The following is a 10,911-nucleotide window of genomic DNA, read 5'->3' on the forward strand; positions in this document are numbered from 1 at the left end:
TCCAGGCTCTCGCTGCTCTCCGTCAGGAACTCGCGCAACAGATCGTCCATGAAACCAACCTTCGAAAAACGCCGAAAACGCTGCGGCGCGCGACATCAACGCGCCGGCCGGAACTTAGGTCAGCTTCTCCGCAAAGCGTTTAAGTTTGGTTGAGTAATTGGAAAAGAACGGGATCAACAAAGAGATAAGGCCGCACGATCGAATCGCGCGGCCTGTCGTAACCTTTGCTTAATGATGTTGCCGCGGCCGCGTTCAGGACGCCAGGATAATGACCTTGTCGCCGTCGAGCGTGAGCGTCACCTTCAACCCGCAGGCATCGGCCAACAGCCGCGTGTAATGCGGCTGCACGGCATGTGCATCGACGGTGTTCGGCGAGCTGGCATTGAGCAGGTCGACGATGTTCTGCGGCACCCGCGCATTGAGACCCGCGGCCAGGATGCGGAAGCTCATCGTCTCGCCGTCGCCGACCGGATCGATGGTGAGCGTGCCGCCGCGCGGGATGGTCTGCTGCGCGATGACCAGCATGTTGAGCAGCAGCTTGACCCGGTTCTTGGGCAGCAGCAGCCGCGGCAAATTCCAGGTCAGCGTCACCTTGCCGTCCTCGATATGCCCCTTCGCCATGTTCTGGGCATCGCCGAGGTCGATCTGCGCGCCGGAGGAACCCGCCGCGCCGAACGCCAGCCGGCAGAACTGCAGCCGCGCCGAAGCGGTCTTGGCGCTCTTGCGGATCAGATCGAGCGCAAAGTCGCGGTCTTCGGGCTTGGGATTGTCGTCAAGGACCTCAAGCCCATTGACGATCGCACCGACCGGACTGATGAGATCGTGACAGACCCGCGAGCACAGCAGCGCCGCGAGTTCGAGGGCATCGGGAGCGGGACCGGGAGACGAAGTGCCAGACATCAATTGTTTCCTGGAAAGCCGCACGCTGCGGAGGAGTGCGAATCACGCATGCCTGTGGGCTTGATACACCGCGCAGACGGATGCTGCCAGCTTGCGGCGGGACTGATAAAGCATGATCCGGAACAGCGGAAACCGGTTTTCCGAAAAGATCATGCTCAAACAAGGAGATGAGATCATGACGCGATGCCTTGCATCGCATCGCGATCTCAGGGAACACAACAGGATATGAGACCCGCCCATGAATAAGGCACAGCCGTCCCTGATCGGCTGCGAAGCTGCCGCCACGCTGCTCGAATCGCTGACCGAACTGGTGATCCAGGCCGGCGAGGCTATCCTTGCGGTCAACCGATCCGCCATGAACGTCACCGGCAAGAGTGACGGATCGCCGGTCACCGAGGCTGATCTCGCCGCCGACCACATCATCGTCGAAGGGCTGACGCGGCTGACGCCGCATGTGTCGCTGCTGTCGGAGGAGCGCGTTCATCTGGCGACGCCGCCCTACAAGGACAGTTTCTTCCTGATCGATCCACTCGACGGCACCAAGGAGTTCGTCGCCGGCCGCAATGAGTTCACCGTCAATGTGGCGCTGGTCACGCAGGGCGTGCCGCTGCTCGGCATCGTCGGTGCGCCTGCGCTGGGGCTGATCTGGCGCGGCATCGTCGGCAAGGGTGCGGAGCGGTTGACGCTGCAGAAAGGCGCGGTTTCGCAGGCGGCGCCGATCAGGAGCCGTCCCTGCCCGCCACGCGGCGCGCCCTGGACCGTTGCGGTCAGCCGCTCACATGGCGATGCACGCACCGAAGCCTTCATCGACGAACGCGGCGGCGCGGTCCGTGCCGTGCTGGGCTCGGCCGTCAAGTTCGGCCGTGTCGCCGAGGGCGAGGTCGATATCTATCCCCGCCTGTCGCCGACATCAGAATGGGATGTGGCGGCCGGTCACGCCGTCGTCGTTGCCGCCGGTGGCAAGGTGACCGATTCGAACCGGCGCCCATTGCATTTTGGGTTAGGCCGCCAGGACTTTCTGGTGCCGGAATTCATCGCGTGGGGCGACCCGTCCGCGGCGGCGTGACTACTGCGCGAGACTTTCTTCCAGCTCCGGCCAGCGCGCCGCGGCTTCCTTCAGGAAGCGCGCGGGATCGGCGGCGAAGGCGTCGCGGCTGTGTTCCCGGTTGAACAGATAGAGCCTGTTGCCGACGACGGCCCAGAAGCGCGGATTGCCGGCGCAGGTCACGCCGCGCACCAGGTCGGTCGGATCATAGCCGCCGAACTGCGGGCCATAGATTTCAGGATGGGCCACGAACGAGGCGCGGTTGCCCTCGTTGCGGAAACGCCAGACCGCGCCGCTGTCGGCAGCCTCGTATTCCGGCCGCCCCTGGGTGGCGGCGGCATCGGTGAAATAGGCGACGGGATCGAATCCCTCGATCGCAAGGCCCGAGTAACGGTTCGTCACCACGCGCTCGGTCGTCGTGGCCTGAACCGGCAAAGAGGGCCCGATGGCCGTCAAAATGCCCGCCAACAGGCCGAAAAAGGCCATGCCCCGGCACGATCCATATCTTTCCTGCCGTTGTGCCGTCATAGTTGATACCGATAACATCCGAGTCGAGGGGACACTGGGCGCAACCTAGAGCCGTGCCTGTTGGCATCAGGTTAAAGGGCAACGCCCGGATTTCGATAGCAGGGGTTCTTAATGACTTTCGCATCACGCCTTGCCGCGGTCGCGTTTGCCGCGTTGATGTGCTGGAGCGCAGGGGCGTCCGCGCAGCAGCCCCCACCACCACAATATCCACCGCCGCAGCGTGAGCCGACACCGTATACTTACGGGCCCGACGAACTGGTCGGCGCCGGGCACAAGTTCTTCGGCAACGTCTCGCGCGGACTCGCCTCGGTGATCGAGCGCGCGGTCAGCCAATGGGGCCTGCCCAACGGCTATGTGCTCGGCGAGGAAGGCTCGGGTGCTTTCGTGGCCGGGCTGCGCTATGGCGAAGGCACGCTCTACACCAAGAACGCCGGCGACCTCCGGGTCTATTGGCAGGGACCTTCGGTCGGCTTCGACTGGGGCGGCGACGGCGCCCGCACCATGACGCTGGTCTACAACCTGCCCTCGACCCAGGCGATCTATCAGCGCTTCGTCGGCATCGACGGCTCGGCCTATATCGTCGGCGGCTTCGGCATGACGGCGCTGACCGCCAACAACATCGTGCTGGTCCCGATTCGCTCGGGCATCGGCTTGCGGCTCGGCGCCAGCGTCGGCTATCTCAAATTCACCCCGCGCGCGACCTGGAACCCGTTCTAGGTCGCTGCGCCGATCGGGTGATTGTGCCGGGCGCTCCGGCACGGTTAGCTGTTCAGGTTAACGCGGCAAACGGGCTGGCCTTTGGCCGGCCCGCCGTGGCATTGTGATTAACGAATTCCTGCTTTCTTTGGAGTGACCCTTCATGATCGAGCCGATCATGTACGCGGCGATCGGTTTCCTGATCTCGATGCTGTGTGGCCTGATGATCGTTCCGCTGGTGCATAACCGGGCGGTGCGGCTGACCACGCGCCGCATGGAGGCGGCCACCCCGCTGTCGATGGCCGAGATCCAGGCCGACAAGGACCAGCTCCGCGCCGAGTTCGCCATGTCGGCCCGCCGGCTCGAGATGAGCGTCGACCAGCTCAAGAGCAAGACCACGAGCCAGCTCGCCGAGCTCGGCAAGAAGACCGATGCGATCAACCGCATGAAGATCGAGCTGGGCGAGAAGAACGCCGCGATCTTCGCGCTGGAAGCGCGCGAGAAGGCGATGAAGGAGCAGCTTCGCGCCACCGAGGAAGAGTTTTCCGCCAAGACCGAGCTGTTGCGCAACGCCGAGCAGGCACTGACCGACAAGCAGGGCGAACTTGGCAAGATCAACGCCGAGCTCAGCGACCGCTCGATGACGGCTGACAGCCGCCAGATCGAGCTGGTCGCGGTGCGGACCCAGGTCGAGGAGTTGAAGAACCGTGTCGGCGATGCCGCCAGGGAGTTCGCGGCAACCGAAGCCCGCCTCGCCCAGGAGCGCAACCAGTCGGAGACCGCAACGCGCGAGCTCACCGACGCGCGCGGCCGGGTCGAGAATCTGAGCCAGCGGGTCACCGATCTCGACCGTCAGCTGATCGTCCAGGTCAAGGAAGCCGAAATGCTCGGCAACCGCGTCACCGACCTCGAGACCCGGCTTGCGACCCAGGGCAAGCTGCTTGCCGAGCGCGAATTCGAGAACGGCCAGCTCAAGCAGGCCAACGCCGCCGCCGAGCGGACGGTGCAGGAGCTGCGCGAGGAGATCGCTGCGACGAGCGGCGGCAAGTCGTCCGTGCTCGAGAAGCTGCGCCAGGAGAAGGCGGCAGTCGAGGAGCAATTGCGCATCATCAGCGACGATCGCGGCAAGCTGCAGCGCGACATCAACGCGATCCAGCAGCAGGCCGAGAGCTCCTGGGCGACCGAGCGGATGGAGAACGCGCTGCTGCGCGAGCGCATCAACGACATCGCCGCCGAGGTGGCCAAGCTCGCGATCCAGCTCGAGGGCCCCAATTCGGCGATCGAGGCGATGCTGGCGGCGGAGCCGACCGTGCCGGCCAAGGCGACCGCCAAGCCCGCCAACGGTGCCGCAAATGGTGTCCCGGCGGGCAGCGGGATGCCGGAAGGCGGCGGCACGCTCGCCGAGCGCATCCGGGCGCTGCAGTCACACGCCTCCCGCGCCCGCCAGCAAGGCGCCTGATTCCCGCAGGTCTTGATTCCCGCAGGGTTTGGCTTGACACCCCTACCCGGCACTTCGTAAATCGCACGCTCTGACGAAGCGCCCATTTTCGATCGGCCGGCAACGGCCCTTGGTACGTCAGATCCCGGACGCATAGCTCAGCGGGAGAGCGTTCCCTTCACACGGGAGAGGTCCAAGGTTCGATCCCTTGTGCGTCCACCATTTCCCTTCCTGAACCGCCGGGTACGGACGATTATCGACATTCCGGAACCCTTCGGGACCGGCTCATCAAAAATGTCGAAAACAACCCCATGCACAGTAGCCGACGCGGCGGCGGCCGCGGCCAATCTCACCGCCGGCGGCGGTGCGGGGCGGATGACGGCCTGGTGTTGCGCCGGCCGAGTTCGCCGAGCAGATCGCGAACCGCGCCGTCGAGTTCGTCGGGTGGCGGGGTGGCTTGATCGGCAGATTGCGTGACGGTCGGCCGATACCAGCGGCGGGCGGAGATGTCGTCATTCGCGGCCCGGACCATCGGTGCATGCACGCGCGGCGAAGACCGCCGTCTGCGGCGCGAGATCAGTTCGCGCACGCCGTACCCCGATACGAACCCGATCCCGGTGACCAGCACGACAATCAGCAATTCCAGCATTGTGTCGTCCCACCATCGCCCTGCCGCAATGCAATAAGCGCGACAATGCGGCAGCGGCTTGACCGGGCCGGTTCCTTTTCACTGTGCCGAGCACAATGCTGACCCTCGGAGTCCTACGGGGTTTTGTTTGCAGGCCTCCTCGGCTACCTTCCCGGCACTCGCGGGGGCCGGGACGTCTCGATGCGCAAGGGCAACGACTACATTCTGAAGCTGCGGCCTTGGTCATTATCGACGTTCGTCGTCGCCCTGCTGGCCGTGGTGCTCGCCACCGCGACGCAGGAGATGTTCGCGAGCTTCGGCATGCAGTTCTATTTCGCGGCCTTCGTGCCGGCGATCCTGATCGCCGGGCTGATGGGCGGCGCGCCGGCCGGCGCCTTCGCCACCATCATCACGGTACCGATCGTCTGGTGGGTGTTCATGCCCCCGTATTTCGAGTTCGCCTGGCCGACGGCCGACGATTATGACAGCATCGCGACGTTCCTGCTGTCGAGCGCACTCCTGCTCGGTTTCTCGCAGCTCTACCGGGAAGCGCTGGCCATTTTGCGGAAATAGCCTGAGCGGCGCAGGTCGCGACCGCCCGCCGGCGCCGGCAAGCCGGTTGCCTGCCCTGATCGCTTGCCCTCAGATCCCGAACATCCAGACCGCGACGATGGTGGCCAGTGTCGCCAGCCCGCTGATCGTCCAGCCCACCGTGTAGAAGGTATCCTCGGGGGCGGTGTCGAGCACCGTATTGGTAGTTTCCGTCATTGACCGCCAGCGCATGGCGTCTCTCCTCGGAACTCCTGCCCAGCGACATAACGCGGCGCGCGGTTCCCGGTTCCGGCCGTTTTCGCGCCGACTGCGCCGTTCACGCACAGCTCACGGACTGCTGATCGCCGTCGCGGAACCTGCGACATTCTGTCCCGTTGAGGGGCGCCGGAAACCAACTTGGGAGAACCATCCGATGCGAACACTGATCCTCGCCGCCACGGCGCTGGCCTTCGTCTCGTCCACCGCGCTCGCGCAGGACAAGGCCGCCAGCCCGGCCCCCGCAGCGCAAAGCGGCGACACGGCGACCAAGGGCGAGGCGACCAAAATGGCGCCGAAGAAGAAAGCCAAGAAGAAGAAGTCGAGCGCCAAGGGAGGCGCAAAGGCCGGCGCTGCCACGACCGGCGACGATGCGGCCAAGCAATAAACAGAAACAATCGCGTTAGCCGATCACGAATCGGACGATCACGGAAAAGGCCGCCCGAAGGCGGCCTTTTTGTTGCTGTCTCGGTGCGGATGCCGCCTCGCCCGTTGCGTCGCGATCAAATGCGCCGGCCGCTTAGGGCAGTGATTGTTCGGGCCGTGAGAACTGAACCAAAAATTCAAGTGCGGGAGAGGGAGCGAAAGAGGCGCAGAGCCGATAATCCGCACCGCCATTGGATCGTTCTGAAAATTGACTACCAGCTCCAGAAATTGCTCCACCTCCCGCACGTTCTGTTGTGACGCGCGTGCAGCGGCAACGCATGATCCAAACGGGCTATCACCGCGATGCGTTGAAAGATTCATCGACAGGCCTAATGCTGAGCGCCGTCGTCGCGCCCGCCTGCGAGCCCGCTCTCGCGTATCCGCTCCGCAAACCAGCGCGACGTGGCGCTGTCGATGGCGCCGCCGGCATAGATTTCGGAAAAGCTCACGCCGTGCTGCCCGACGATCACCAGAACGCCCATCGCATAGGCAAACCACACATTCGGATCGGTCAACGCCTGCAGCTTGCGCTGATCGTGATCGAGCGGCTGGTGGTTGCTGTCCTTGCGCAGCTCGACGGCCAACAGATTGTTCGGGATGTCGCGCTGATGCACGACGATATCGGGATAGATCGACTTGCCGAGATGGTCGTCGGTCGAGCTGCCCGAGCCGCGCGGCAGCCGCAGCGTGCGCTCGCCGAGCCGGTCGTAGTTGCAGTCGACCTGCCAGCCGGGAAACTGCCGCTCGACATAGACCGCAAGCCGGTGAGTAAGCGTTCGCTCGCCGAGGTCGCGCTCCAGCAGGAAGGTCTCCTGCGCGTAGAATTCCCCGACCGCGGCGATCAGCCTGTTCAGCTCGGTCTGCATTGGCGCCTCCGACTGGACTGGGCCGCCGCCGCGGCCATTGAACTTGCACTCTAGTTGCGCATGGCCTCCGCGCAAACGCTTCGCATTTGTCGCGGAGAAAACCGCTTCGCACTTTGCGCTAACGCGGCCGTTCCGGTCCGGATCATACGCCTACATCTGCACTTCGATCAGCTGCGGGCCCGGCTCGGCGACGGCATTCGCCAGCGCCTTGTTGAACTCGTCCGCTGATGTGACCGCCACCGCCGGTACGCCCATGCCCTTCGCGAGCGCGACGAAATCGAGCGTCGGCCGATCGATCTTCAGCATGTCCTGCGCCCGCTCGCCCGGCTCGCCGGCGCCGACGCCGTCGAACTCGCCGCGCAGGATCTGGTAGATGCGGTTGGCGAACACGATGGTCACGACGTTGAGCCCTTCACGCGCCTGGGTCCACAGCGACTGGATCGTGTACATCGCGCTGCCGTCGCCGACCATGCAGATCACCTTGCGATCCGGACAGGCGATCGCCGCGCCGGTCGCGACCGGCGTCGAATAGCCGATCGAGCCGCCCAGGTTCTGAATCCAGTCGTGCGGAGCGGCGCTCGCCGTCAGCGGAAAGAAACCGCGCCCGGTCGTGATGGATTCGTCGACCAGGATGGCATTGTCAGGAACCGCAGCCGCGATCGCCTGGGCGATCGACGCATGGTTCAAGGCACCCGTCGGCTTCACCAGTTCGACGGTCGCCTGCGGCTTCACATCGGCCGGCTTGGCGCCAACCGCCGAGGCCAGCGCCTGCAGCGCCGCCACCGAATTCTCCCCGCTCGAGGTCATGCGATGCACCTCGCATCCCTCCGGCTTCAGCAGGCTCGGCTTGTTCGGATAGGCGAAGAACGCGACAGGTTCGTTGGCTTCGACGAGAACGATGTGTCGAAAGCCCTTCAGCGCCGCGAGCGCCAGCTCGACCACGTAAGGCACCCGCTCGATCGAAAACCGCCCGCGTCCGCGCGCCATCCGCGGGCTCGCCAGCGGACCCATGACCTTGCAGCCCGTCTTGCCGGCGATCTGCGCCGCCAGCGCCAGCCCCGCCTCTGTCACCGCGCTGCCGGTCATCAGCAGCAATGTCGGTTCACCGCTGCGCAGCACCTTGGCGGCGCTCTCGACGGCCTGCGGCGAATAGTTCCGGCGCTGCGATTCCACGGGCACCTGGGCCACCTCGTCGGCCTCGTTCCACGCGGTGTCGGCAGGCAGGATCAAGGTGGCAACCTGCGGCGGTGCGCCGCTGGCGGCGGCGATTGCGGCTGCGCCATCACGGGCGACCGACTTGGCGTCCGGCGAGGTGCGTACCCAGGCCGACATCGGCCGTGCCAGGCCTTCGATGTCTGATGTCAGTGGCGCGTTGTATTCGATGTGATAGGTCGCGTGCTGGCCGACGATGTTGACGATGCCGGAATTCGCCTTCTTGGCGTTGTGCAGATTGGCGAGGCCGTTGGCAAGGCCGGGCCCGAGATGCAGCAGCGTCGAGGCCGGCGTTCCCTTCATGCGGAAATAGCCGTCGGCCGCACCGGTCACCACACCCTCGAACAGGCCGAGCACGCAGCGCATGCCGGGGACCTTGTCCAGTGCCGCGACGAAATGCATCTCCGAGGTGCCGGGATTGGTAAAGCAGACGTCCACGCCGCCCGCGACCAATGTCCGCACCAGACTTTCCGCACCGTTCATGCTCACGCTCCCGTTTCGAGATGTTCTTGAGGTCGCTCTAGAGCATGATCCGATCCGATTGAATCGGATCATGCTCGCATCCTTTTGTTTGGTCGCGTTTTCTTGACGCGAACCGGCACCCACTTGGCTTGAAAACGCACCAGATCAACCATTCTTCAGCCGCTTCGTCAAAGGTTTGGCCGAACAATGCAGCTATCGCTTCCGGTCTGTTGCCTTTTTAAACCGTGTTGTCGGAAAATGGCTGATGTCACGGCTTCGTCGCTTGCGAAACGCTGGCGATTATGGCCTTTTTGGCTGCATATTTGATTGTTCGCGAGGACGACGACGATGCGCAAGATTGCCTTGATGTTTGCCGCGCTCACGATCCTGGCAGGTGCCGGCCAGGCTCAGGCCCAGTTCTTCGATTCCCGTGGCTACCAGTCCGAAGCCCCGAGCTTCTTCGGCGGTGGCGGCGCAAGCCCGATCCCGCGCACCACCGTCAACTACGAAACCAACTACGCCCCCGGCACCATCGTGGTGAACACCGCCGAGCGCCGGCTCTATCTGGTGATGGCGAACGGCCAGGCGCTGCGCTACGGCATCGGCGTCGGCCGCGACGGCTTCCGCTGGAGCGGCGTGCACCGCATCTCCGCGAAGAAGGAATGGCCGTCCTGGACGCCGCCCTCGGACATGCTGCGCCGCCGCCCCGATCTGCCGCGCCACATGGCCGGCGGCATCGAGAACCCGCTCGGCGCGCGCGCGATGTATCTCGGCTCGACGCTGTACCGTATCCATGGCTCGAACGAGCCGGAGACGATCGGCCAAGCGGTCTCGTCGGGCTGCTTCCGGATGACCAATGAGGACGTCAAGGATCTCTATGATCGCGTCTCGGTCGGCGCCACCGTCGTGGTGAAGAACTGATCGCGTCGATTTCGACGGAACCAGCTTCATCCGGCAAGATCGTCAATCGCACCTTGCGCTGCCGCAAACCTTGCGGCAGCGTCGTCGCAATGTCCCAGCACCGTCCTTCGATACTTCTGCTTCTCGCCGCAGCGCTCGCGGTTTGCCTCACCGATAGCGCCGTGCCTGCCGCCGCCGAGGTGCCAGCCATCGCCTCGCGCCAGCGCAACGAGAAGAAGGTCTTCACCGACGCCGAGATCGTCGAAGGCTTCCTGAAGACCGCGTTCGGCGCCGAATATCATCTCGCCGGCCGGGTCGACCGCATCCGCAAATACGACAAGCCGGTGCGCGTGTTCGCCGACGGCAACCGTGCCGACCGCAAGGTCCAGCTCGCCAAGGTCATCGCCGACATCCGAGCCAAGGTGCAGCATCTCGACATCGCGATGACCGATAGCAACGACGCGGCGAATGTCGTGGTCAAGCTGGTGCGCGACCGCGAGCTCTACCGCACCATCGCGACCTTCTACGGCCAGGAGCGCGCCAAGGAGATCCGCACCTCGCTCGACCCGCAATGCCTGTCCGGCTTCCGCAAGAACGAGAACTACGAGATCGAGCATTCCGACGTCATCCTCACCGTCGACAATGGCGATTTCGTCTTCCTCGACTGCGCCTATGAGGAGCTGCTGCAGTCGCTTGGTCCGATCAACGACACTGCGACGGTGCCGTGGACCATGTTCAACGACAGCGTCTCGATGGGCTTCTTCGACGTCTACGACCAATATTTGCTCAACCTGCTCTACGATCCCCGCATCAAGCCCGGCATGAACGTCCAGGAGGTCAAGGCCGCGCTGCCCGAAGTGCTGACCGACGTCCGCGCCTGGGTCGCGAAGGTGAACCATCTGGAGTGAGGGTGGGCCGCCGCAATAGGCAGGGATGCTGCAACACATAAAACTGTCGTCCCGGCGAAGGCCGGGACCCATATGTGGACGGCCCCCGTGGCACA

13 protein-coding genes and 1 tRNA gene are annotated in these 10,911 nt (G+C 64.5%); 8 read left to right on the forward strand and 6 right to left on the reverse strand.

The genetic code is table 11. From position 1 onward, the window contains the following. Positions 1–252 precede the first annotated feature (252 nt). On the reverse strand, positions 253–900 hold the full coding sequence (gene chpT, locus CO675_RS39330) for a histidine phosphotransferase ChpT (RefSeq protein ID WP_097677236.1): 648 nt from the start codon (positions 898–900) through the stop codon (positions 253–255). A gap of 238 nt (positions 901–1,138) precedes the next feature. Here chpT and cysQ point away from each other — a divergent pair, with 238 nt between their 5' ends. Then, the gene (cysQ, locus tag CO675_RS39335) at positions 1,139–1,966 is read left to right on the forward strand and encodes a 3'(2'),5'-bisphosphate nucleotidase CysQ (RefSeq protein WP_097677237.1); all 828 of its coding nucleotides are present in this window, start codon (positions 1,139–1,141) and stop codon (positions 1,964–1,966) included. On the opposite strand, the gene CO675_RS39340 is transcribed toward cysQ, so the two are convergent. Continuing rightward, on the reverse strand, positions 1,967–2,431 hold the full coding sequence (locus tag CO675_RS39340; protein ID WP_097677238.1) for a YHS domain-containing (seleno)protein: 465 nt from the start codon (positions 2,429–2,431) through the stop codon (positions 1,967–1,969). Positions 2,432–2,584: 153 nt separating this feature from the next. Here CO675_RS39340 and CO675_RS39345 point away from each other — a divergent pair, with 153 nt between their 5' ends. The 3 genes from CO675_RS39345 (at position 2,585) to CO675_RS39355 (ending at position 4,829) form a co-directional block, all read left to right on the forward strand. Further along, positions 2,585–3,190: a DUF1134 domain-containing protein gene (locus tag CO675_RS39345; protein ID WP_097677239.1), complete on the forward strand. Its 606-nt coding sequence runs from the start codon at positions 2,585–2,587 to the stop codon at positions 3,188–3,190. Positions 3,191–3,332: 142 nt separating this feature from the next. Beyond that, entirely contained in the window at positions 3,333–4,628 is a 1,296-nt protein-coding gene (locus CO675_RS39350) for a coiled-coil domain-containing protein (RefSeq protein WP_097677240.1), read from the forward strand. Positions 4,629–4,754: 126 nt separating this feature from the next. After that, a tRNA-Val gene (locus CO675_RS39355) sits at positions 4,755–4,829 on the forward strand. A 127-nt stretch (positions 4,830–4,956) separates the two neighbouring features. Here the strand turns inward: CO675_RS39355 and CO675_RS39360 are convergent. Next, the gene (locus tag CO675_RS39360) at positions 4,957–5,256 is read right to left on the reverse strand and encodes a hypothetical protein (RefSeq protein WP_097677241.1); all 300 of its coding nucleotides are present in this window, start codon (positions 5,254–5,256) and stop codon (positions 4,957–4,959) included. 180 nt (positions 5,257–5,436) lie between these two features. Between CO675_RS39360 and CO675_RS39365 the strand changes: the two genes are divergently transcribed. Beyond that, positions 5,437–5,808: a DUF4118 domain-containing protein gene (locus tag CO675_RS39365; protein WP_097677242.1), complete on the forward strand. Its 372-nt coding sequence runs from the start codon at positions 5,437–5,439 to the stop codon at positions 5,806–5,808. 69 nt (positions 5,809–5,877) lie between these two features. Here CO675_RS39365 and CO675_RS41855 read toward each other — a convergent pair whose 3' ends face one another. Beyond that, positions 5,878–6,003 (reverse strand): hypothetical protein, encoded by a 126-nt coding sequence (locus CO675_RS41855; RefSeq protein WP_283808140.1) that lies wholly within the window; start codon positions 6,001–6,003, stop codon positions 5,878–5,880. A 196-nt stretch (positions 6,004–6,199) separates the two neighbouring features. Between CO675_RS41855 and CO675_RS39370 the strand changes: the two genes are divergently transcribed. Further along, entirely contained in the window at positions 6,200–6,430 is a 231-nt protein-coding gene (locus CO675_RS39370) for a hypothetical protein (RefSeq protein WP_097677243.1), read from the forward strand. Positions 6,431–6,797: 367 nt separating this feature from the next. Here CO675_RS39370 and CO675_RS39375 read toward each other — a convergent pair whose 3' ends face one another. Together CO675_RS39375 and CO675_RS39380 are read right to left on the reverse strand one after the other, a co-directional pair. Next, entirely contained in the window at positions 6,798–7,334 is a 537-nt protein-coding gene (locus CO675_RS39375) for a hypothetical protein (RefSeq protein ID WP_097677244.1), read from the reverse strand. Positions 7,335–7,484: 150 nt separating this feature from the next. Continuing rightward, complete coding sequence (locus CO675_RS39380) at positions 7,485–9,029, reverse strand: acetolactate synthase large subunit (RefSeq protein WP_097677245.1); 1,545 nt, start codon at positions 9,027–9,029, stop codon at positions 7,485–7,487. A gap of 327 nt (positions 9,030–9,356) precedes the next feature. On the opposite strand from CO675_RS39380, the gene CO675_RS39385 reads away from it, so the two are divergent. Both CO675_RS39385 and CO675_RS39390 read left to right on the forward strand, forming a co-directional pair. After that, positions 9,357–9,929 (forward strand): L,D-transpeptidase, encoded by a 573-nt coding sequence (locus CO675_RS39385; protein WP_097677246.1) that lies wholly within the window; start codon positions 9,357–9,359, stop codon positions 9,927–9,929. Between the two features lie 89 nt (positions 9,930–10,018). Further along, complete coding sequence (locus CO675_RS39390) at positions 10,019–10,816, forward strand: DUF2927 domain-containing protein (protein WP_097677247.1); 798 nt, start codon at positions 10,019–10,021, stop codon at positions 10,814–10,816. The last annotated feature ends 95 nt before the right edge of the window (positions 10,817–10,911 follow it).

The organism is Bradyrhizobium sp. C9, from assembly GCF_002532045.1.
In the GTDB taxonomy this organism is placed as follows: domain Bacteria; phylum Pseudomonadota; class Alphaproteobacteria; order Rhizobiales; family Xanthobacteraceae; genus Bradyrhizobium.